The sequence below is a fragment of the Soonwooa sp. genome, from assembly GCF_032062245.1.
Taxonomy (GTDB): domain Bacteria; phylum Bacteroidota; class Bacteroidia; order Flavobacteriales; family Weeksellaceae; genus Soonwooa.
In genome coordinates this window covers 1-22,096 of the sequence record NZ_DAMBQF010000021.1, presented here as the reverse complement: position 1 = coordinate 22,096, position 22,096 = coordinate 1, and the positions used below count along the sequence as shown (strand labels likewise).

The following is a 22,096-nucleotide window of genomic DNA, read 5'->3' as shown; positions in this document are numbered from 1 at the left end:
AATTAAAAATCTATTAAAATGTAAAATAACGAATTTTATCAATTAGTTTAATTAACAATTAATACAATATAGATTCATTAATAAATTTAAAATAAAATCACCAAACAATCATAAATATTATTTTTTTCATATCAAATTTGCATTTTAATTTTTTTTTAATATATTTGAAAATCTCAAAATCAAAAAATAAATTATTATGAAAAAAGTTTTACTATCATGCTTTGTAGCATTGGGCGTGAGCGCATCCGCGCAAACGGTACTTTTCCAAGACAGTTTCGAAAGTTACACCGACTTCGCAATTGCAAATGTCGGAAGTTGGACCCTTACAGATGTAGATCAGTCTACGACCTACGGTTTCTCGGGAATCCAATTCGCAAACTCTGGAGCAAAAAAATCTTTCCAAGTTTTCAACTCCACAACCACAACACCGCCAATTACACCAAGTGCTACATCAGATTGGACAGCAAGAACAGGGAATAAAATGATGGCTGCTTTTGCTGCAACTACTCCTAAAAACAATGACTGGATGATCTCACCACAAATCCAGTTAAACAACGGTACTATAGAACTTAGCTTCTGGGGAAAATCGTGCGATGGTCAATATGGTAATGAAAAATTCAAAGTACATATTTCAACAACAGGTACTGCAGTAAGTAATTTTACAGCTATCACACCTAACGAAGTATCTTCCCCTGCTGACATTACGTGGCACAAATACACGTATGACTTAAGCCAATACGCTGGTCAAAATGTATATATTGCAATTCAATGTGTATCAGATGATCAATTTGGATTTGCGATAGATGATTTCATGGTAACTAGTTCTGCAGCGCAGACAGAAGCACCTGGCTGTGCAACTCTAACTGCTCCAGCAAATGGAAATCAAGCTGTGGGCGTTAATCCTGCCCCAACCTTATCTTGGACAGCGCCTACAACTGGAGGTACTGCTAGTAGCTACGATGTATACTTAGGAACATCTCCTAACCCAACAACATTATTAGGCAACTATACTTCTACATCAACAACTGCTGCTGGACTAAGTCCTTTAACTACGTATTATTGGAAAGTTGTACCTAAAAACACTATCGGATCAGCTACTGGATGTACAGAGTTTTCATTCAAAACTTTAGATACAAATCCACCTGGATGTATTACGAACGTAACACCAGCAGACGGTGCAACAGGAGTTCCTGGAGGAACAACACCATTATCTTGGGCAGCTCCTACAACAGGAGGTACGCCAGTATCATATGATGTATATTGGGGAACAGATGCTGCATCTTTAACAAAACTAGGCAATACAACTAATACAGCCGTTAATATTACTAACACACAATATAGCACAACATATTATTGGAAAGTTGTAGGAGTAAACACTGATGGTACAAGTGCTGCAAGTTGTCCTTCTTACAAATTAACAACAGGCCCTAGTCCATACGAGCCATATTGCGGTCCACTTGCTTTTGGTTATGTTGAACCTATTACTAAAGTAACTTTTGCTGATTTAACAAATGCAACTTCAGCTGCAACAACAGCACCTGCACACGAAACATTCCTTGATAAAGTTGCAACAGTTACTAAAGGAGAATCTTACACAATGACTCTTGAAGGTAATACGGGAGGTAATTATAAAAACAGATTCGTTGTTTTTGCTGACTGGAATCAAGATGGAACTTTTGATCCAACCGCTGAAACTTACGTTGTAGAAGGCATTCTAGAAGCTTCAACTGGATTGGATGGCAAAACTGTATCTGTAAGCATCCCAGTACCAGCTGATGCTGCAACAGGTGAAACAAGGTTAAGAATTAAGAAAACTTATGGCGCAAATCCATACGTTGATCCTTGTGTTGTAGGAACATCTTTTGGTCAAGCTGAAGACTATAGCGTTAAAGTTGGAACATTAGCAGTTAGCGATATTAACAAAGCAAAAGTTCAGGTATTCCCTAACCCAGTTGTAGATGTATTAAAAGTTACAAGTGCTTCTAATGCTAAATCTATCAAGGTATTTGATATGAATGGTAAATTAGTAACTAACCAAGCTGCAAAAACAACAGCTAACGAAGTTAACATGTCAAGAATGACACCTGGAGCTTACGTAGTAGTTGTTGAAACAGATAACGGTTCAGACACTATTAAAGTAATCAAAAAATAATCAATTATAATTTAACTTTACAAGAGCTGCTTCAGAAATGGAGCAGCTTTTTTTATTTAATACTTTCTATTTTAAAAAATATTTATATCTTTGCAACTCAAAATAATTAACCAATTAATTAATCATTATGAACAATTACGAAACTGTTTTCATTTTAACTCCCGTTCTATCTGATGCACAGGTGGAGGAAGCAGTGCAAAAATTTGAAGGCCTTTTAAAAGAAAAAGGTTGTGAAATCGTTGCTAAAGAAAAATGGGGTCTTAAGAAATTAGCTTACCCTATCCAATTGAAAAAGAATGGATTCTACACTTTAATCGAATTTAAAGGTGAAGGTGACGTTGTAGCTGAGTTAGAATTAGCTTTCAAACGTGACGAAAGAGTTATCCGTTATTTAACAACTAAATTGGACAAGCACGCTGTTGACTACGCTGTAACTAGAAGAGCTAAAGTTAAAGCTGCTAAAGCTTAATTATTAATCCCTAAAACAAAAAAGACATGGCAATAGATGATATGGCTAAACAAGCTTCAGCTGGTGGAGAATCTGAAGTAAAATTCTTAACACCACTTGATATCAATACAAAATCTGAAAAGAAATATTGTAGATTCAAAAAATTCGGAATTAAGCATGTAGATTATAAAGATGCTGATTTCTTATTACAATTCGTTAACGAGCAAGGTAAAATCTTACCAAGACGTTACACAGGAACTTCTCTTAAATATCAAAGAAAAGTATCTGCAGCTATCAAAAGAGCTAGACATTTAGCTTTGATGCCTTACGTAGCAGACCTTTTAAAATAAAACAAAAAGCAAAACGCTATAAGCTTTAAGTATTATACCTAAAGCTTATAGCTATTTTTAGTTGCTGAATAAATAATTAATTCTAACTGTTTTAGATAAAAGACAAAAGATAAGAGATGAAAGACTTAAATCTTTTTTCTTTGCTCTTTCTTCTTTCCTCTAAAATCTAAACAAGACAACAACATGGAAATTATCCTTAAAAAAGACGTTGAAAACTTAGGACTTGAGTTCGATACAGTAAATGTAAAACCAGGTTACGCACGTAACTTCCTTATGCCTCAAGGTTTCGCAGTATTAGCAACGCCTAAAAACAAAGCTATCCTTGCAGAAACTCTAGAAGCTAGAAAAGAAGAAGAAGCAAAATTAATCGCTGCTGCTAACGCTATCGTTGACAAATTGAAAAAAACAACGACAACTATCGCTGCGAAAGTTGGTACAGGAGACAAATTATTTGGTTCTATCAACAACATTAACCTTTCTGAAGCTTTGGCTAAAGCAGGTGTTGAAGTAGATAAAAAATACATCAAAATCCCTGGTAACACTATCAAAAGAACAGGTAAGTTCGAAGCGCTTATCAGACTTCACAGAAATGTTGAGTACAACTACGAATTCGACGTTGTATCTGATGCTCCTGTTGAATCTGCTCCTAAAGCTGCTCCAGCTCCTAAAAAAGAAGAAGAAACTCCAGCTGAAGAAGCTTAATATTTTTTCTTTAATAAATATAAAACCTCCGAATTCGGAGGTTTTTTTGTTATTTTACGTCAGTTTGGGATAAAGTACTTTTATTTATACGAGTCCGTCACTTCCGGTAAAAATCTGAAAGTTTTTGTATCGAGAAGCTTTAATGATAAGAAAATTCACTTGTTTTCGATACAGTTTTCTTCGAAAACCACTCAAACTGACGTTAATTTTCTTATCGCGAACTCAGGTTATTTTGATTTCAACCGCTGTTGATAATCCGTTGGCGAAATGCCCGTCACACGCTTGAAAATATTACTGAAAGACGACAAAGAATTGTAACCAACGAGCATCGCAATTTCATACATATTGTACTTCTCCTCTCCCATTAATTCTAAAGATTTTGTAATACGCAAGGCACGAAGAAAACGCACATAATTCATTCCCAATTGTTCTTTAAATTTCCTGGATAAAGTGCGGCTACTAACTCCAAAATTTTTTGCAACTTCTTCCAAACCAAGATTTTTATCTAAATTGGTATTCAAGAATTTTGCAATTTTTAAAAGTATTTCGTCTTTCGGGAAAGGATGTCGCACAGGAAAAGCCAACTTACGATCCCGACTTGTTGGCAAAATATACTTCATGGCTTTTAGAAAAAAATACTTCTGTTGATCGGCTTCTGTCACCTTTCCGCTCCAGTTTTTGGTAAAAAGAATCATTTCGCGCATAAGATGACTTACGGAATAAATATTAACTTCCGAGAAAAAATCATCTTCTTCTTTTTCTGGTTTAAAATAAAAATTAAATAAACTCACCTTTGAGCTATAAGACAGAATATAATGTGGAAGTCCAGCAGGAATCCACATAAAACAGCGCGCAGGCAAATACCAATGCTTCTCTTCCGTAAAAATGTGAATAATTCCGCCTTCGGCGTAAATCAACTGCGCCGAATGATGAGAATGTTTTTTCGTTTCTACATTTCCCGTTAAAAGATGGTAAACATAAAAGCTTGCATCTGCTTCTTCAAGCTCATCGTAGTGACTTTTTCCCATTTCCCAAATTTAGTAAAAATATCAATTTGGCGTAAATGCGCAAATCATTTTCATTTTTCACAAAGACGGTCACGCACTTCTAGTCGTAACTTTGCTTTATCAAAATAAGAATCCCTAAAAATACATTTATAAAATTATGAAAATGATATTTCACATCAGAAAATATCACGTTTTAAGTTTGGCCCTAATTCTTTTAAGTTTAAACATAAAAGCTCAAAACTATAATCAACTTTCTCTGAAGGAAGCTTTAGAAATAGGACTTAACAACAATAAAGCTGTAAAAATTAGTCGTTTAAAAAATTCGATTTCTGAAACTAAAGAAAAAGATTTAAAAATGGAAAAATTGCCCAATATTGAGTTCCATACCAATTACACACAAGTGAGCAATTTGCACCAATATCAAAACGGAATCTTCGACAAATCCACAAAATATGATGCAGTTAATGGCATGTGTGATTTCACATTATCGGCTTCCATTCCGCTTTATCTTGGTAGGAAATTAAAAAATAAGGAAAAAAAAGCAAAAATTAATACAGAAAATTCAAAGCTAAAAACACAAATCGATGAGCGAGAATTGAAAATGCAAATCATTACTGCGTTTCTACAAATTTATCATTTGAAAGAGCAACAGTCTTTAATTCAACAAAAAATGAAAGAAGACAGCGCCAATATTAAGGAAACAAAAATCCTAAAAAAAAACGGCGTGGTGACTTACAATGAAGTTCTGAGAACGTCTTTGCAACTTTCTAACCACAAAATGTCTTGGACAGAATTGGATAACGATATTCAAATTGCGGAACATCAACTCAAAACACTTTTATCCTTGCCCGACAATCAAGAATTGCATGTAGATACCACAGAACTGGTTTCAGAACAAGTAAAAATCCCGTATTTGGAAGATCTGAATTCCCAAGCCATCACGGAAAATGAAAGTATTGAGGTTTCTAAAAACAATATTCGTTTGGCAGAAATCGACAAAAAAATTGTGAAAGGCAAATATCTTCCAAACATCACAATGGGCGGCGAATATTGGTTAAAATATCCAAATATGATGTTTTTTCCGCCAGAACCTTATGCATACAGACTCGGCATGTTGGGCGTAACCCTCACCTATCCTATCGAAAATTTGTATAAAAATAAATACAAAATGCAGGAAGCCAAACAGCATATCGACTTGGCAAATCTGGAATTGGAGGAAAAAGAAGAGCAACTTAAACACGAGGTTTTTCAGGCATATAAAAAATATGAAGAAACCGAACAAAAAGTAAATATTGCACAGGAAGCAATTGCCCAAGCTGAGGAAAATTACAGAATTGTGAAAACAAAATACGCTAACAAATTAAGTTTAATCACAGAACTTATCGATGCCGACAATGCTTATTTGGAAGCAGAATCTAATTTAATTTCGGTAAAAATCAACAGACAACTCAAATATTATCAACTACAATACATCATTGGAAAGCTTTAAAATATGGCAACAAAACAACTTACAAAAAGAGAAAAAAGAATCAACAAAAGTATCTCGCTTCTGGCTTGGATTCTCATTATTGCAGGCGTTGCAGGAATGCTGAGCTTTTATCTTTTCAGTCGAAAAAATGTGACGACCAACGATGCACAAATCGAGCAATATATAACGCCAGTTTCCAGCAAAGTTTCTGGTTTTATCAAGGAAGTTAAGTTTAAAGAAAATCAGTTTGTAAAAAAAGGCGACACTTTGTTGATTATTGATAATCGTGAATTTAAAAACCAAGTCAACATTGCGGAAGCCAATCTACAAGCGACAACGGAAACTGTAAAAACTGTGCAAAGTGGCGTAAATACTAAGGAAAGTGATTCTAAAATTATCGACGCAAAAATTTCTTCCGCAAAAATCGATATTTGGAAAACTGAACAAGATTATAATCGTTACAAAAATCTTCTCGAGCAAAATGCCGCAACAGAACAACAATTTGAAAATATAAAAGCCTCTTACGAACAAGCGAAAGCCAATCTTCTTGCTTTGCAACAACAAAAAAATGCGATAAAAGCAAGTGCAAACGAACAACAAACTAGAGTTGCGCCATTGCAAAGTCAGATTCAGCAAAGTTCGGCAAGCCTTAATAATGCGAAACTTTTTCTTTCTTATACGGTTGTCACTGCGCCTTACGACGGTTGGGTTGGCAAAAAAACAATTCAGGAAGGGCAATTGATAAAAGAAGGTCAGGCTTTAGTGCAAATTGTTTCTAAAGAAAAATGGATTATCGCCAATTTTAAAGAAACGCAATTAGGAGAAATCGACCAAAATAAAGAGGTTACAATAACCGCCGACGCATTCCCGAACATTGAATTTAAAGGAAAAATAGAAAGCATTTCACCTGCTTCGGGTTCACAGTTTTCTTTGGTAAAACCTGACAATGCGACTGGAAATTTCGTAAAAATAGAACAGCGTTTTCCCGTAAAAATTATTCTTGAAAACAATCAAAACAACGACAAACTCCTTTCTGGAATGAATGTTTTGGTAAGCGCAAAGAAAAATGAATAATGATTGTTTGTTGGTTGATGGTTGATGGTTTTGGGTTTTTGGCTTTAAACCTTAAACTTTTAAACCTTTAACATTAAACCTCGAACCCGGAAACTCGAATCTCGTATCTCAAATCTCAAAACATACATCCTTGTCACACAATACAATATATCACAAATGGGTTCCGCAATGGTTGAAACTTCCGTTGCTGATTATGGCAATGTTTCCGCACTTGATGCTGATGTCGTTGTTTCATTCCAACAGCGCTTTTACATCATCATTTTTAGACGTAGATTCAGACGATTTGCAATATCTTTTGATGTTAATGTACGGTACAATCGTGGTTACACTTTTGGTTTTACCGAGATTTATGGCATATTTCAGTGTCAAATACTACATTTTGTTGATGTCATCGGTTTCCATCATTATATTATATGTCGTCTCGGTAACCAACAACTATCACGTGATTTTGGTAATGCGATTTTTGGAAGGAATTTTTGGAGTTTTGGAAGGCGCTATTTTTTTACCATTAATCACCGCCGAACTAAAAACCAAACATGCCAGAATCGTCGCTTATCTTTTTCTTTACGCCATAATGTTGACTGGTGGTACGATTACAACAAGTTTACTAAAATCCAGCATCGAAAATTATAGTTTTCAACACATGGTTTTAATGATTGCTTACTTCCACATTTTTGTGCTGATTGTAGCGTTTTCAATATTTAATAGCAATAGATTTTTTGCGAGAATTCCGTTATATCAATTGGACCATGTGAGTTGTTTTTTACTTTGGTTGAGTTTACAATCTGGCGCTTATGCCATTATTTATGGAAAAAGATTGATGTGGTTAGAGTCCAATCAAATTGTTTTTTGTCTCTTCCTATTTATGATTTCGTCGGGTTTATTTATTTTAAAACAGAAATACAGCAAAAGACCAATTTTCCACTTAGAAGTTTTTTCTTACGTCCATATTTTAGTCGGAATTTTGTTATTTTTTATATTTTATGTTATTCGTGCAGGTCTTAACAATGTGTACAGCATTATGGCTAACGTTTGGAAATGGCCTTGGGAATACATCAATAACGTTCAATACTTCAATGTTGGAGGAACAATTTTGGGTATTATAATATCTGGAATTTTGTTGATGCGCGCAGTTTCTTCAAAAACGATTTTCGCTTCCGGATTTGCAATTTTAGCCATCGATTGTGCTTGGTTTACTTACGTATTTTATCCTGACACAACTTTATGGACGATTGCGCCACCTTTGTTTTTACAAGGCATTGGACAAGGACTTTTGTTTACGCCGCTTGTTATGTACATCATCACGGGACTTCCTCCAAATTTAGTTTCCAATGGCGCTGTAATGGGAACAACAGTTAGGTTTTGGACGACTGCAATTGGATATTCAATTATGCAAAATGCTATTTTGTATTTAAGTTTAAAACACGCCGATTCTTTGAGTACGAATTTTTCGCCAACCAACCCTATTTTTAGCAGTTTATGGAATAATAATTTTAACGCCAATCTAAGTAAATTGACATACAATGACGCTGTCAGCGTAACGATTGGTGGTTTTAAATCTAAAATTTCTGCACAAGCACTTTTGCTTTCAAACATGGAAATCTTCACAATTTTATTCTGGATTGCTCTTGCAACAACAATTATCATTTTGCTTTATAAACCTGCAAAAATTGGTGTGAGAAATATTTTTTATTAAAATTAAAATTTCTTCGTTTTAAATGAGAAAGAGGTTATTCCACCTTTATAATCTTTCAATTTATCTTGGATATAAAACTCAAACCAAATCCAAAGCGAGAAATAAACAATCCAAAAATACATAACCGTTTGTGGCTTATCAACGAGCATTCCGCCAGTTTTGGCATTTTGCCATCTAAAACCTGATGTATTAAGATACGCTTCTGTCAATCCAAATTGCGGAATCCACTTTTCCAAAATCGCCAGGCTGATTCCCGCAATCAAAAAGAAAATAGCACCTGCAATCGAATAAGCAATATTTCTAATAAAAAACAAAGGATTGCTTCCTGCAAAACCAGCACGCATTCGGTTCATAACAATCAGCAAATAAAAGTAAAAATAGTAGTTGTTATGAAAAGATTTTGCTAGACCATAAATCATAAATCCATACAGTAAAGCAATAATAATGAACTTTTTACTTCTTGCAAATACTGACAGAAAAACGCCAGAATGAATCATTAGAAATTCAACAACAAAAAGCTGAATGCCGTTGGTAATAAAAGTTGCATCACTTTGACCAGGAACTAGCCACACTTTTATGTAAAAAAATAATTCAGAATTTGTAAATTTTCAAACTTTAGATCATATTTCTGTAAAAACATACTTAGTTTCTCCATTACTTTCTTCCTTTAAAATCTTTCATCGTATCATAAATCCCGAAAACATTGCGCATCGTCCAATCAAAAACGGCTAAAGGTAAAATCCCTTGGCTTAGTCGGATAAACCAATACGGAAGCGGCATTGCTAACATTTTGGTTTGCTTTTCTATGGCACGAATTATTTTTTCTGAAGTTTTTTCGGGGTCAAGAATCGGCAAAAGTTTAGATTTTACGCCATCAAACATTCCCGTATTAATGTAAAAAGGCATAATGGTGGTTACAGAAATATTCTTTTTTAGTTCTTCCATTTCTAGTCGAAGACTGTCGCTCCAACCAACCGCTGCCCATTTGGAAGCCGCATAAACAGACATTTTCGGATTAGAAATAAGACCAGCCGACGAGCAAATATTACAAATAGAACCCGAATTATTACCCATCATTTCGGGAAGAAATTCTAAAGTAATATGCATAATTGCATCGGCATTTATCGCCATCGATTTAGAAATATTCTCATGCGAATGTTCGTGAAAATATTTCCCAACCACAATTCCAGCATTATTGATTAACACGTCGATTACACCAACATCTTGTTTGGTTTTAGAAGAAATTTCAATCAAATTTTCAACATTAGAAACATCAACTTTATAACCGATAATATTTCCTCTTAAAGAAGAAAATTCTTGTTTAACAGCTTCAATTCCAACTTCGTTGATGTCCCAAATTACCAAGGTTTTAGCACCTCTTTCGAGGACTTTTCTACCCATAATTTTTCCAATACCCGAAGCGCCACCCGTTATTAAAACCGTTTTCCCATTGAAGTTCATACAGTGAATTCTATTTTCAATAAATATAATTAAAACCTACAAAAAGCAAGTCTTATTTCCTTATTTTTATATTCGTAAAATATCAGTTAAAATGTCCATCCAAAATATTCTAGAAAAGCAACGTGATTTTTTTAACAGTCAAGCTACCAAAAGTTTAGACTTGAGAAAAACGCAATTAAAAAAGCTGAAACAAGTTATTTCTGATAACGAAAATCTGTTCTACGAAGCTATTCACAAAGATTTTGGAAAATCACAGTTCGATACTTACACAACCGAATTATCGATTATTTATGGTGAAATCAATTATTATTTGAAAAATTTAAAAAGTTTGATGAAACCAAAATCGGTAAAAACAAACTTACCGAATCTTCCAGGTTCTTCGAAAATTTATCAAGACCCTTTGGGTTGCAGTTTGGTGATTGGCGCGTGGAATTATCCTTATCAACTTTCGATTTGTCCGATGATTTCTGCCATTGCTGCAGGAAATACTTGTATTCTAAAACCGAGCGAAGTTGCTGAAAACACCATGAAATTGATGGCGGATTTATTCAATAAAAAATTTGATGAGCGAGTTTTACACGTAGAAATAGGCGGCGTTGCAGAAACAACAGAACTTTTAAAACTAAAATTTGACAAGATATTTTTCACGGGAAGTCCGCAAGTTGGAAAAATCGTTTACGAAGCTGCCGCAAAAAATCTAACGCCTGTAACTTTGGAATTGGGCGGAAAAAGTCCAGCTTTGGTTACTGAAAACGCCAACTTAGAAGTGGCTGCAAAAAGAATTATTTGGGGAAAATTCTTAAATGCTGGACAAACTTGCGTGGCGCCAGATTATATTTTGGTTGATAAAAAAGTAGTATCTAAGTTTATTGAAATATTAAAAAATCAAGTTCAGAAAAACGATTATCAACCGAACAGTTCTCATTTTACAAGAATTATTAACGAAAAGCATTTTAATAGACTTATAAGTTTAATTGATGACAAAAAAATAATTTTCGGTGGAAAAACAGATTTAGAAAAGCTTTACATTCAACCGACGCTTTTGTCTCCTATAAATTGGAATGACAAGATTATGCAAGAAGAAATTTTCGGACCCCTTCTTCCGATTTTGGTTTACGATAATTTTGATGAAGCTTTGAATCAAATCCGAAATCACGAAAAACCTTTATCAGCTTATCTTTTCAGTAATAATTCAAATGAAATAGAAAAATTCACCACCCAAATTTCTTTCGGTGGTGCTTGCATCAACGATGTCGTCATGCATTTAGCCAATGAAAATTTGCCATTTGGCGGTGTTGGCAACTCAGGAATTGGAAATTATCACGGAAAATATGGTTTTGAAGCTTTTACACATCAAAAATCTGTTTTAAAAAGGGCAACTTGGGGCGAACCTAACATTAAATATCCGCCGTATTCTGATAAAAAACTGAGTTGGATAAAGAAATTGATGTGAAAATTTAATGATGTTTATTTCTCGGTGCAGTTTTCAAATAATCCGCAAGCACTTTTTCTTGTGCACTTGCGCCAATTTGTATTTGCTTTTCGCGACTTGCAAAACGGAAAAACAATCGATTTCTCAGTTTTAAAAACTTTGCAAACGCAAAAGGAAACTTAACTTCTTCAATTCCGAGGCGCTTGTTAGTTTCGTCATCCAACAAAAACCAGTTAAGCCCGACGTGCAAATAACGCAGATTTCTCCTTTGGAACTGATATTTTAGTGTTGGTGTTTCTAGATTTTCGTCCAGCAAAGATTTTGCAAGATGCTTAGAATCTTCATCCGAAGATGGTTAGGTTGCCGTCCACATAAAGAAAAATTCCGTAGCTTCTTTTTTATCGTTTGGTAATATCTCATTTGGAATTCCGATTAGATAACCAATGTACTTCCAAAGATGAAACAAGCCAGCTTCATCTTCATCGGTAATTTGAACTTCCAATTTTTGTAATCCGTGCAAAAACATCAACGAAAACCCAATATACGTCGCCATCATATCCCACGAATTAATCGGAAGTCCCCAATTTTTGGTATCCCAATTTTTGTTTTTTTCTAAAATCATTAAACGAGAATACGAATGAATCAATCGTGTCGTAATACAGAATCCGTAACCTTTTTTATGAACTTGCAAAGCATCTTTTCTCGTGACATTCACCCAAAAATTAAGCGTGTCCGCCAATCTTTTGACTGCACCTTTTTTAAGCGCACCTGTCAAAATAATAGGCTTGTTAAGATAGGCGTAATCGTAACCGCCCATTAACACGTAATCGCGAAGAATTATCAACGCATTGAGACCAGCAATTTGACACACTTCCGAACCTTTTTCGATAAGATTCCAATCAAGCCAATCAGGAATATTTTCTGTTTGTTTAAATAAAACTTTTAGACTTTCTGCAATTTCGAGATCATTATAATCAACACCATTCTCAATGTAGTTTTTTATGGTCGATGTTGCTTCAGCAAAAGAAGATTTAAAATAAACATCTTTTACAACTTGATCGCCAACTTCGTCACATTGATAAAAATAAGGCGCAAATTTATCCCAATCTTTGAAAGACAATTCTGCTCCACTCCATTCTTGAAGTAACTTCCCATTGCCTTTACTCCAAAAGGTTTTGAAATGTTCTGAATCTTTATAATATGGTTTGGCTTGAAAATCTTGCATGACTTAAAAATACTAATTATCACGTTATCAAAATTTTAAATCGATATGATTTTAATCTTGATTTTATTTAATTAAACAAAAAGCCAAGAAAAATCTTGGCTTTGTATCTAACTTTTCGGTTTCCAACTATTGAAAAACTCTTTGACTTTCTCCAATCCATAACCTTTATCAGCTTCTAAAACTGAACTATCTTGTACATGAATCATTTTTCCGTTTTTATCTAAAACTATGAAAACCGGATAACCGTATTTGTCACCAGGATTTCCGTACGCTGCAAAGACCTTTTCATTTTTATTATCTGGCGAATAATTGAGGTGATAATACAAATAATTGTCATCAACAATTGACTTCAACTCAGGTGTTTTTTCAACAAAATCATTGAACCTCAAACACCATATACACCAGTTACCACCAGCTTGTAGAATAATATTTTTATTTTCTTTCTTTGCAATTGCCACCAAAGCTTTTATATCTTTTGCAGCATCCGCCTTGGGATCATAAGGTTTTTTGAGACGAGCTTTTTCCTCTTCTGCAGCTTTCTTTTTTGCTGCTGCATCTTGCGTCACTTGAGCTTTTGTTGTATCAGCAGTTTGCGCTTTGAAAACAGTGCTTCCTAACAACAACACACCAACGCCAAGCACTAGGCTTTTTACTTTTCGCATAATTTCAGTATTTTAATCGCTTTACATTTACAAAACTAAAGAATAAATCGATAGCTTTTCCTTAACTTTGTCGTTATTCTTTTTTACAAATTTTGAACCAAATATTATTCAGCATATTATTATTGTTATCAAAACTGCCTTTACGGGTTTTGTATGCTTTTTCGGATGTGATGTCTTTTCTCAATTATCACATTGTTGGTTACAGAAAACAAGTCGTTTATGACAATCTGAAACATTCTTTTCCAGACAAAACGCATGAAGAATTGGTGAGCATTCAAAAACAATTTTTCATCAATTTCTGTGATTATATTGTGGAAATGTTAAAAGCATTTACAATTTCTGAAACCGAGCTTAAAGTCCGCGTTCAGCACCTTAACCGTGATTTGTTTTCAGAAATACAAGCAGAAGGTAAAAACATTATTTTGCTGTCTGGACATGTTTTTAACTGGGAATGGTTTAATGCTTTGGCGACGATGGTTCCGCAAGAAAATTGCCATCCCGTTTATCGAAAAATGAACAGTAAATTTTGGGAAGAGAAAATTAAATTCGTGAGAAATCGTTTTAACAACAAATCTCTCGAAGCCAATGAAGTGATTAAACAGATCTTGAAAAGTCCTAACGATGGTAATTCGATCTACATGTTTGTTGCAGATCAAACACCACATTTCTCGCATGTGACTTATGGTTTAAAATTTCTAAATCAGCCAACACCAGCTTTTATCGGTTATGACAGATTATCACAAAAATTAAATTTAGCCTTTATCTATTGCGATATGAAAAAGGTGAAACGCGGTTTTTATCAAGTTAATTATTACAGAATTGATCCTGATGGTGAAAAATTTGAGCAATATGAAGTGGTGAGAAAATTCCATAAATTGTTAGAAAACACCATCCAAAAACGTCCTGATAATTGGCTTTGGTCGCACAGACGTTGGAAATATCAAGATTCTATTAAACAATACGAAGCAAACCCATGAGATTAGCAATTGCAATCCTTAACTGGAACGGAAAATCATGGCTAGAAAAATTCTTACCAACTTTAATTAAATACAGTCAGCAAGCTGAAATCTACGTCATTGACAATGCGTCGACAGATGATTCTGTGGCTTGGATTGCTGAGAATTATCCTCAAGTAAAGCAAATCTTAAACAAAGAAAACTTTGGATTTGCTGGTGGATATAATGAAGGTCTAAAAGAGATTTGTGCCGACATCTACTGTCTTCTTAATTCTGATGTTGAAGTTACAGAAAACTGGACAGAACCGATTTTAGATTTATTTAAAAAAGATGAATCTATTGCGGCTATTCAGCCAAAGATTTTAGATTTTAATAATAGAAATAAATTTGAATTTGCTGGTGCTGGCGGTGGATTGATCGACAATCTTGGTTACCCGTATTGTCGTGGTCGCGAATTTGAAACTATTGAAGAAGACAAAGGACAATACAATGATATTGCTGAAATATTTTGGGCTTCGGGTTGTGCTTTATTTATCCGAGCTAAAGATTTCTGGAATGAAAAAGGATTTGACGAACGATTTTTTGCACATCAAGAAGAAATCGATCTTTGTTGGCGTTTAAAAAATGATGGTCGCAAAATCTATTATTGTGGACAATCGACGGTTTACCATGTTGGCGGCGGAACTTTAAAAAAACAAAATCCGCAAAAGACTTACCTCAACTTCAGAAATAATCTAAGCATGATGTTGAAGAATCTTCCGTCTAACAAATTGTATTTAATATTCTTCCGTTTTTGTTTGGACGGTATTGCGGGGATTTACATGATGTTTAAAGATGGATTTTCGCACACCTGGGCAATTGTCAGATCACATTTTGGATTTTATCGGCAATTTGGAGAAACTTTAAAACGTCGTCAAAAACATCAGATCAAAGTTTATTATCAAACTAAATGGCTTATTTTTAAACACTTTTTGAAGTAAGAATTTTAGTTGTTGGTTTATGGTTTAAAACATAAAATTTAAAAAAGATAAAAAATGGATTTTGTTGCAATAGATTTCGAAACCGCTACACACGAACGGAATTCCGCTTGTGAAATGGGAATTTGTGTGGTAGAAAATGGTGAAATTGTAACAACTAAAACTTGGTTGATAAAACCGCCAAGCTTTCCTTATTTCCATCCTAGAAATATCGATGTCCACGGCATCACACCAGATGATGTTGCTGACGCTCCCGTTTTTGAAGATATTTGGCACGAAGCTGAAGAATTAATGTATGGTAATTTGATGATTGCACATAATGCGTCTTTCGATGCTGGTGTACTGAGAAGTTGTCTTGATTATTATGGTTTTTTTAAACCGAAAATCAATTATTTGTGTAGTATTTCTTTAGCGAAAAAATCTTGGAAAGACCTTAAAACTTATGGTTTGAGAAGTCTAGCGGATCATCACCAAATAAGCTTTAATCATCATAGAGCGGGCGATGATGCAGAAGTTTGTGCTAAAATTTCGTTGTTAGGTTTTGAGCGTTTGATGTTGACAAGAAATGACGAAATCAACGATTATTTCTTAAAAAATATCAAGCAACTTTAATTACTCAAAACTTCTGAAACTAAACTAAACTTTGGAATTTCCACCTCAAATTTTTCGTTGGTGTTGACATTTAGGAAAAGATATTGACCTTTCATATTTCCCATTCCTGACAATAAAACCACATTCGAAAAATACTTAAATGTTTGTCCTGCTTCAATGACTGGTTGCAAGCCAATAACGCCTTCTCCTTCGACTTTTGACTGACCATAACCTAAATCATAAATTTGCCACTTTCGGCTAAGAAGTTGCACGGTTTCTTGACCTATATTTTCGATAATAATGTAATAACGAAACGTGAAACGATTATCCAACGGAAAACTGTTCTTGAAATCATATTCTGTATGAACCGTAACTTGAATCTGAGAAGTCGTTTTTGAAACCATGGCTTAAGTATATAAATGCTATAATACAAAAATCCCGCCGAAATGGGCGGGATTCTGTATATCTAAAGTTTGATATTAAAGTTCTAGGGCTTTTCTCTCATCGCCACCCATTAAGAATTCTACTGGATTATCGATAGCTTCTTTAACAGCAACTAGGAATCCTACAGACTCTTTACCATCGATAATACGGTGATCATAAGACATTGCAACATACATCATCGGACGGATAACTACCTGACCATCAATAGCAACTGGTCTTTGGATAATGTTGTGCATACCCAAAATTGCAGATTGAGGAGGGTTGATAATCGGCGTTGACATCATCGATCCAAAAGTACCTCCATTAGTTACCGTAAATGTACCACCTGTCATCTCGTCAACCGTGATTTTACCATCTCTAACTTTAGTTGCTAAATCTTTGATGTTAGCTTCAACGCTTCTTAAAGTCATATCTTCCGCATTTCTCAAAACTGGCACCATAAGACCTTTTGGCCCAGACACAGCGATAGAAATGTCGCAGAAATCGTAATTGATTTTGTAATCGCCATCGATAGATGCGTTAACATCAGGATACAATTTCAACGCTCTAGTTACAGCCTTTGTAAAGAAAGACATGAAACCAAGACCGATGCCATGTTTAGCAGCGAATTCTTCTTTGTATTGTTTTCTGATTCTGAAGATTTCTGACATATCAACCTCGTTGAACGTTGTCAACATCGCCGTTTCATTTTTAACAGAAACTAATCTTGCAGCGATTTTTCTTCTTAATACAGATAATTTAGTTGTTGTTTGTGCTCTGCTTCCGTTAGTTGAAGATGCAGAACCCATTGCTGGAACAGCTTTAACAGCATCATCCTTTGTGATTCTACCATCGCGACCAGTACCTTGTACTTGTGCAGGTTCCATTCCTTTCTCGTCAAGAATTTTCTTAGCAGCAGGAGAAGGTGTATTACTAGCATAAGTTGCTGCAACTGGCGCTTCTTTATTAGGTTCTTCTTTTTTCTCTTCTACTTTCGGAGCTTCAGCCTTTGGCGCCTCAGCAACAGGAGCAGCGCTTCCCTCAGGTTTAGCAGCACTCATATCGATAAGACAAACCACTTGTCCTACTTGTACCACATCACCTTCTTCAGCTTTTAGAGTGATAATACCACTTTCTTCAGCAGGAAGTTCAAGCGTCGCTTTGTCCGAATCTACTTCTGCGATAGGTTGATCTTTCTCAACATAATCGCCATCTTTAACTAACCAAGTTGCAATTTCAACTTCTGTGATAGATTCTCCCGGTGAAGGGACTTTCATTTCTAATATTGACATAGGAGTAATTTTTTTGTTTTAAACAGAGTTAAACTCTGGAAATATCGTTAGTTTTTAATATTAAGCTGTTACTGGTCTATTACTTGGTGCGTCATCACAGTTAAATACTTTGTTGATAATCGCAGTTTGATTTCTTTCAAACATCTTATGGCTACCCGGTGCTGGTGTTCCTGATGCTACTGGAGAAATAACTTGGATACCTGTATCTCTAAAGTTTCTCAAGATATAGCTCCAAGCTCCCATATTTTCAGGTTCTTCTTGTGCCCAGATAAGATCTTTTCTCTTATTATATTTAGCAAAAATAGCATCAATCTTTTCTAAGTTAAGCGGATACAATTGCTCCAATCTTACCAAAGCAACAGACTCGTCGCCACTTTCTTCTTTCTTCGCTAATAAATCGAAATACAATTTACCAGTACAAAGAACAAGACGTTCTACTTTGTTAGGATCAGCCGTTGGATCATCCAAAATTGGTTGGAATTCTCCGTTTGCCATATCTTCTAGACTAGAAACCACTTTTGGATGTCTTAACAATGATTTTGGTGTAAATACAACCAATGGTTTTCTGAAATTAAATTTCATTTGTCTTCTCAACAAGTGGAAATAGTTGGCTGGCGATGTGATGTCAGCAACAATAATATTGTCGTTAGCACACAATGTCAAGAATCTTTCCATTCTTGCAGAAGAGTGCTCTGCACCTTGACCTTCTGATCCGTGAGGTAGTAACATTACTAGACCATCTTGGATTTTCCATTTTTCCTCCGCAGCAACTAGATATTGGTCGATGATGATCTGTGCACCATTCATAAAGTCACCGAACTGTGCTTCCCAAATCGTCAATGTATTAGGAGAAGCCATTGCATAACCATAGTCAAATCCTAAAACTGCGTACTCTGACAAGTGCGAATTGAAAATATCAAATTGTGCGTCAGAAACATGCTTAAGCGGCGTGTATTCTTCCTCTGTATCTTCAGTTTTAATAACAGCATGACGGTGAGAGAAAGTTCCTCTTTCTACATCTTCACCAGAAATTCTGATTCCGAATTGCTCTGTTAAAAGTGTTGCATAAGCCAACAACTCTCCCATTGCCCAATCCAAAGAATCGTTATCTACCATTTTGATACGGTTTTCAAACAATCTTGTGATTTTGTTCAAGAATTTTTTATCAGCCGGAAGTGTTGAAATTTTAATAGCTAATTCTTTAAGTTTCGCTAAATCATATTTAGTATCAAAATCTTTAAGAAGCGAACCTTTTGGCGCCATTGGAAAATCTACCCAATCTTCGGCCATAAAAGGTGTCATTGCATTACGCGTAATCTCTTTAGAAGCATCAAAATTTTCATCCAACAACTTTTTGAAATCTTGCTCCATTGTTTTAAGAACTTCGTCAGAAACAATGTTTTCCTGAATCAACTTTTGCTTGTAGATTTCTCTTGGATTAGGATGTTTAGAAATGCTCTTGTAAAGATTTGGTTGCGTAAATCTTGGTTCGTCACCTTCGTTGTGACCATATTTTCTATAACCTAAAAGATCGATATACACATCTTTTCCGAATCTTGCACGGAAGTCCGCAGCAAAACGAATTGCATGTACAACAGCCTCCACATCGTCAGCATTAACATGCATCACTGGAGATTGCGTTACTTTTGCAATATCTGTAGAATAGATCGATGATCTCGCATCTAAATAATTGGTCGTAAATGACACTTGGTTGTTAACAACAATATGTACTGTACCACCAGTTTTGTATCCGTCCAAAGTCATCATTTGTGCAACTTCGTACACGATACCTTGTCCAGCAATCGCACCATCACCATGGATGATGATTGGCAATACTTTGTTATAATCTTTGTATTTGTGATCAACTTTTGCACGGCAAATACCTTCTACCAAAGCTGCTACAGTCTCTAAATGCGAAGGGTTTGGTGTTAAATTAATAATCACTTCTTCGCCGCTTGCTGTTGTAATAGTTTTAGAAGAACCTAAATGGTACTTAACGTCTCCAGAAAATACATCTTCTTCGAATTCTTTTCCTTCGAACTCAGAGAAAATTTCTTTGTATGATTTTTGAAAAATATTAGTCAAAACATTAAGACGACCTCTGTGTGCCATTCCTAATACAACCTCGTCAACACCAAGTTGAGATGATCTTGTAATTAATTGATCAAGTGCAGGAATCAAAGACTCTCCACCTTCCAAAGAAAAACGTTTTTGACCAACGAATTTTGTATGTAAATAATTTTCAAAAGCAACCGCTTGGTTAAGTTTGAAAAGGATTTCCGTTTTTTCTTCCGCAGATAACTTCGGATGATTTTCGTTAACGCTAACCCAATCCCTGATAAATTGCTTTTCATCAACATCGTTAATGTGCATATATTCTATACCGATAGAATCGCAATAGATCTCATCAAGATGCTTGATGATATCAGCTAAAGTCGCGGGACCAGACATCCCAGTTGTTGTTGCAGAATTGAATTTTTTAGAAAGGTCAGCTTGTGACAATTCAAAATTTTCAATATCCAAAGTTGGCACAAAATGTCTTCTTTCTCTAACCGGATTGGTTTTTGTGAAAAGGTGTCCACGTGTTCTGTAGGCTTCGATTAGGTTAAGAACTTTGAATTCTTTGCTAATATCTTCCGAAGCTTGACCAGTGTTTACGCTTTGTTGAGCATACTGTACAACAGGTGACACGTCATAGCTTTCATCATCACCATAATATTCTCTTGCAAAGTCAAAACCTTGGAAAAAAGCCTTCCATGAAGGTTCTAAAGAATCTGGGTATTTCAGGTACTGCTCATACATGTCGTCAATCAACTGAGCATGTGCGGCATTTAGAAACGAAAATTTATCCATTATTACAGATTATCTGTTTATAAAAATTATCAAATATTGCCAACAAATTTACTAAATTTTTATCTATTAACTGGCAATCGAATTTGCTTTTTAACAATATGTTAAATATCAGTTTTCCAAGTCTTCAATTATCGGTAAACGGGAAGCTGCAATTTTAGTTTTACGTCAGATCCAGCATCGGGTTCTTCCAAAAATTGTTCTTGCAAATCGTTATATCGCATGGTATCTTTTTTGGCTTTTTGCATCAACTGTTGGACGCTTTTTATCCTACCAGCGTAACTTCCTTGATAATAAATCACATAGGTTTTTCCGCCATTAATTGTACGGAATGTATAATTATTGTCTTGAATGCCTATTCTTTTGGGTAAAGCCACGCCATAATAATACGACACTTCTTTATCCTTAAAATTATTCGGATTGGTGATTAACATTGGACTGCCGAACTCGTCATCTTTCTTGCCCAAATCTTGTTTAACAAAATTAACGACTTTATTATGGTTAATTACAATATTCTTGATAAGCGCATCCTTCTTGTTAGACGTCGTTACATTAACCCCCAATAACAAAGCACTTTCCTGATTTTCGACCATAATGCTATCATATTTGATAGACGCAATGAGGTTTTCTTTATCAACTTTATTTCCTAAAATCGCCGTCAAATGTTTAATACTTTTATCAATTTTATCAACGAAGACACCTTCGGTCATTAAGTTAATAGAACGTTTCAACAAGGGTTGTTTTGGCGTTTTAACTTTCCAAACAATATCCGTCGATTCTCCTTTAGCCATAAATTTAACATCGATTAAATAAGGATAAGATTCGTCCTCCAAAAACAGTTGATAGCGCAAGGTTCTCATTGGGTTTTCGTACCTAACAAACATCTCGCCATACTGATTTTGTTTCTTTTTATTAAAGAATTTCATCGATGATCCTTGTCCAGAATAAGGCGTAAAAAAACTGAATCCCAAATTTTTATCACTCGTGAAGAAATCATGCCAATGCGCAAAATTTTGCAAAATATTAAACTGCGGAAAGACCTTGTCAATCGGATAACCGACTTTTGACTGTACAGTATATTCTTTTTGCTCCTCAACAAAAGTCATCGAAACGGCGTAAATCCCGAAAAGTATTATTAAAATTAAAACTCCAAATTTTATCCAGCGCATATCTAGGAATGATTCAAGTGCAAATATAGGAATTGTATGTGGTCTATATTTCTAAGTTTGTAAGTTTCTTTAATCGAACAAATCTATTTTTCGGTTTAAAGAAAAACGCCGTTTCAGAAATCTAGTGCAACAAATGTTAAAATAATTAACACAATTTTATA

At 34.9% G+C, this 22,096-nt stretch carries 21 protein-coding genes; 11 read left to right on the top strand and 10 right to left on the bottom strand.

The features are described from left to right. Positions 1 to 196 precede the first annotated feature (196 nt). From RT037_RS10205 to rplI, 4 genes are all read left to right on the top strand, one after another. Positions 197 to 2,152: a T9SS-dependent choice-of-anchor J family protein gene (locus RT037_RS10205; protein WP_313030749.1), complete on the top strand. Its 1,956-nt coding sequence runs from the start codon at positions 197 to 199 to the stop codon at positions 2,150 to 2,152. 127 nt (positions 2,153 to 2,279) lie between these two features. Further along, positions 2,280 to 2,621 carry a 30S ribosomal protein S6 gene (rpsF, locus tag RT037_RS10200; RefSeq protein ID WP_300668990.1) on the top strand — a complete coding sequence of 114 codons (342 nt, stop codon included), beginning with the start codon at positions 2,280 to 2,282 and terminating at the stop codon, positions 2,619 to 2,621. A 26-nt stretch (positions 2,622 to 2,647) separates the two neighbouring features. After that, on the top strand, positions 2,648 to 2,950 hold the full coding sequence (rpsR, locus tag RT037_RS10195; protein ID WP_027382072.1) for a 30S ribosomal protein S18: 303 nt from the start codon (positions 2,648 to 2,650) through the stop codon (positions 2,948 to 2,950). 183 nt (positions 2,951 to 3,133) lie between these two features. After that, positions 3,134 to 3,652, top strand: a complete 519-nt coding sequence (rplI, locus tag RT037_RS10190) for a 50S ribosomal protein L9 (protein WP_312323135.1) — start codon at positions 3,134 to 3,136, stop codon at positions 3,650 to 3,652. A 227-nt stretch (positions 3,653 to 3,879) separates the two neighbouring features. Here rplI and RT037_RS10185 read toward each other — a convergent pair whose 3' ends face one another. Then, complete coding sequence (locus tag RT037_RS10185) at positions 3,880 to 4,680, bottom strand: AraC family transcriptional regulator (protein ID WP_312323137.1); 801 nt, start codon at positions 4,678 to 4,680, stop codon at positions 3,880 to 3,882. A 136-nt stretch (positions 4,681 to 4,816) separates the two neighbouring features. Between RT037_RS10185 and RT037_RS10180 the strand changes: the two genes are divergently transcribed. From RT037_RS10180 to RT037_RS10170, 3 genes are all read left to right on the top strand, one after another. Further along, a complete protein-coding gene (locus RT037_RS10180; protein ID WP_313030742.1) occupies positions 4,817 to 6,148 on the top strand; it encodes a TolC family protein in 1,332 nt (443 codons plus the stop codon). A gap of 3 nt (positions 6,149 to 6,151) precedes the next feature. Next, positions 6,152 to 7,201: an HlyD family secretion protein gene (locus RT037_RS10175; RefSeq protein ID WP_313030738.1), complete on the top strand. Its 1,050-nt coding sequence runs from the start codon at positions 6,152 to 6,154 to the stop codon at positions 7,199 to 7,201. 130 nt (positions 7,202 to 7,331) lie between these two features. Then, positions 7,332 to 8,897, top strand: a complete 1,566-nt coding sequence (locus RT037_RS10170; RefSeq protein ID WP_313030736.1) for a hypothetical protein — start codon at positions 7,332 to 7,334, stop codon at positions 8,895 to 8,897. Between the two features lie 2 nt (positions 8,898 to 8,899). Here the strand turns inward: RT037_RS10170 and RT037_RS10165 are convergent, their stop codons facing one another. Both RT037_RS10165 and RT037_RS10160 read right to left on the bottom strand, forming a co-directional pair. Next, on the bottom strand, positions 8,900 to 9,469 hold the full coding sequence (locus RT037_RS10165; RefSeq protein ID WP_313030733.1) for a hypothetical protein: 570 nt from the start codon (positions 9,467 to 9,469) through the stop codon (positions 8,900 to 8,902). A gap of 82 nt (positions 9,470 to 9,551) precedes the next feature. Beyond that, positions 9,552 to 10,358 carry an SDR family oxidoreductase gene (locus tag RT037_RS10160; RefSeq protein WP_313030731.1) on the bottom strand — a complete coding sequence of 269 codons (807 nt, stop codon included), beginning with the start codon at positions 10,356 to 10,358 and terminating at the stop codon, positions 9,552 to 9,554. A 91-nt stretch (positions 10,359 to 10,449) separates the two neighbouring features. Between RT037_RS10160 and RT037_RS10155 the strand changes: the two genes are divergently transcribed. Then, positions 10,450 to 11,811, top strand: a complete 1,362-nt coding sequence (locus RT037_RS10155; protein ID WP_313030728.1) for an aldehyde dehydrogenase — start codon at positions 10,450 to 10,452, stop codon at positions 11,809 to 11,811. A 4-nt stretch (positions 11,812 to 11,815) separates the two neighbouring features. Here RT037_RS10155 and RT037_RS10150 read toward each other — a convergent pair whose 3' ends face one another. From RT037_RS10150 to RT037_RS10140, 3 genes are all read right to left on the bottom strand, one after another. Next, positions 11,816 to 12,106: a hypothetical protein gene (locus RT037_RS10150; RefSeq protein WP_313030727.1), complete on the bottom strand. Its 291-nt coding sequence runs from the start codon at positions 12,104 to 12,106 to the stop codon at positions 11,816 to 11,818. Positions 12,107 to 12,145: 39 nt separating this feature from the next. After that, positions 12,146 to 13,015, bottom strand: coding sequence for an oxygenase MpaB family protein (locus tag RT037_RS10145; protein ID WP_313030726.1), 870 nt, complete (start codon positions 13,013 to 13,015; stop codon positions 12,146 to 12,148). Positions 13,016 to 13,122: 107 nt separating this feature from the next. Continuing rightward, positions 13,123 to 13,677, bottom strand: a complete 555-nt coding sequence (locus tag RT037_RS10140) for a thioredoxin family protein (protein ID WP_313030725.1) — start codon at positions 13,675 to 13,677, stop codon at positions 13,123 to 13,125. 89 nt (positions 13,678 to 13,766) lie between these two features. Between RT037_RS10140 and RT037_RS10135 the strand changes: the two genes are divergently transcribed. The 3 genes from RT037_RS10135 to RT037_RS10125 are packed head-to-tail and all read left to right on the top strand — an operon-like array spanning position 13,767 to position 16,222. After that, complete coding sequence (locus tag RT037_RS10135) at positions 13,767 to 14,654, top strand: lysophospholipid acyltransferase family protein (protein ID WP_313030797.1); 888 nt, start codon at positions 13,767 to 13,769, stop codon at positions 14,652 to 14,654. After that, the gene (locus tag RT037_RS10130) at positions 14,651 to 15,613 is read left to right on the top strand and encodes a glycosyltransferase family 2 protein (RefSeq protein WP_313030723.1); all 963 of its coding nucleotides are present in this window, start codon (positions 14,651 to 14,653) and stop codon (positions 15,611 to 15,613) included. The genes RT037_RS10135 and RT037_RS10130 overlap by 4 nt, the downstream gene beginning before the upstream one ends. A 54-nt stretch (positions 15,614 to 15,667) precedes the next feature. Beyond that, the gene (locus RT037_RS10125) at positions 15,668 to 16,222 is read left to right on the top strand and encodes a 3'-5' exonuclease (RefSeq protein ID WP_313030719.1); all 555 of its coding nucleotides are present in this window, start codon (positions 15,668 to 15,670) and stop codon (positions 16,220 to 16,222) included. On the opposite strand, the gene apaG is transcribed toward RT037_RS10125, so the two are convergent. The 4 genes from apaG to RT037_RS10105 form a co-directional block, all read right to left on the bottom strand. Further along, positions 16,219 to 16,605, bottom strand: a complete 387-nt coding sequence (apaG, locus tag RT037_RS10120; protein ID WP_079665868.1) for a Co2+/Mg2+ efflux protein ApaG — start codon at positions 16,603 to 16,605, stop codon at positions 16,219 to 16,221. The two genes, RT037_RS10125 and apaG, sit on opposite strands and share 4 nt — an antisense overlap. A 75-nt stretch (positions 16,606 to 16,680) precedes the next feature. Beyond that, positions 16,681 to 17,916 (bottom strand): 2-oxoglutarate dehydrogenase complex dihydrolipoyllysine-residue succinyltransferase, encoded by a 1,236-nt coding sequence (gene odhB / locus RT037_RS10115; RefSeq protein ID WP_313030715.1) that lies wholly within the window; start codon positions 17,914 to 17,916, stop codon positions 16,681 to 16,683. A gap of 60 nt (positions 17,917 to 17,976) precedes the next feature. Next, positions 17,977 to 20,769 carry a 2-oxoglutarate dehydrogenase E1 component gene (locus RT037_RS10110; protein WP_313030712.1) on the bottom strand — a complete coding sequence of 931 codons (2,793 nt, stop codon included), beginning with the start codon at positions 20,767 to 20,769 and terminating at the stop codon, positions 17,977 to 17,979. Between the two features lie 128 nt (positions 20,770 to 20,897). Next, positions 20,898 to 21,935, bottom strand: coding sequence for a polyketide cyclase (locus RT037_RS10105; protein WP_313030709.1), 1,038 nt, complete (start codon positions 21,933 to 21,935; stop codon positions 20,898 to 20,900). Positions 21,936 to 22,096: the final 161 nt, after the last annotated feature.

Bases quoted from the DNA above. Each gene is read 5' to 3' on its own strand.
- RT037_RS10130 (WP_313030723.1), top strand. From the start codon at position 14,651: ATGAGATTAGCAATTGCAATCCTTAACTGGAACGGAAAATCATGGCTA.
- RT037_RS10160 (WP_313030731.1), bottom strand. From the start codon at position 10,358: ATGAACTTCAATGGGAAAACGGTTTTAATAACGGGTGGCGCTTCGGGT.
- RT037_RS10185 (WP_312323137.1), bottom strand. From the start codon at position 4,680: ATGGGAAAAAGTCACTACGATGAGCTTGAAGAAGCAGATGCAAGCTTT.
- RT037_RS10155 (WP_313030728.1), top strand. From the start codon at position 10,450: ATGTCCATCCAAAATATTCTAGAAAAGCAACGTGATTTTTTTAACAGT.
- rpsR (WP_027382072.1), top strand. From the start codon at position 2,648: ATGGCAATAGATGATATGGCTAAACAAGCTTCAGCTGGTGGAGAATCT.
- RT037_RS10180 (WP_313030742.1), top strand. From the start codon at position 4,817: ATGAAAATGATATTTCACATCAGAAAATATCACGTTTTAAGTTTGGCC.
- RT037_RS10205 (WP_313030749.1), top strand. From the start codon at position 197: ATGAAAAAAGTTTTACTATCATGCTTTGTAGCATTGGGCGTGAGCGCA.
- RT037_RS10125 (WP_313030719.1), top strand. From the start codon at position 15,668: ATGGATTTTGTTGCAATAGATTTCGAAACCGCTACACACGAACGGAAT.
- RT037_RS10110 (WP_313030712.1), bottom strand. From the start codon at position 20,769: ATGGATAAATTTTCGTTTCTAAATGCCGCACATGCTCAGTTGATTGAC.
- RT037_RS10105 (WP_313030709.1), bottom strand. From the start codon at position 21,935: ATGCGCTGGATAAAATTTGGAGTTTTAATTTTAATAATACTTTTCGGG.
- RT037_RS10140 (WP_313030725.1), bottom strand. From the start codon at position 13,677: ATGCGAAAAGTAAAAAGCCTAGTGCTTGGCGTTGGTGTGTTGTTGTTA.
- rpsF (WP_300668990.1), top strand. From the start codon at position 2,280: ATGAACAATTACGAAACTGTTTTCATTTTAACTCCCGTTCTATCTGAT.
- odhB (WP_313030715.1), bottom strand. From the start codon at position 17,916: ATGTCAATATTAGAAATGAAAGTCCCTTCACCGGGAGAATCTATCACA.
- RT037_RS10145 (WP_313030726.1), bottom strand. From the start codon at position 13,015: ATGCAAGATTTTCAAGCCAAACCATATTATAAAGATTCAGAACATTTC.
- rplI (WP_312323135.1), top strand. From the start codon at position 3,134: ATGGAAATTATCCTTAAAAAAGACGTTGAAAACTTAGGACTTGAGTTC.
- RT037_RS10175 (WP_313030738.1), top strand. From the start codon at position 6,152: ATGGCAACAAAACAACTTACAAAAAGAGAAAAAAGAATCAACAAAAGT.
- apaG (WP_079665868.1), bottom strand. From the start codon at position 16,605: ATGGTTTCAAAAACGACTTCTCAGATTCAAGTTACGGTTCATACAGAA.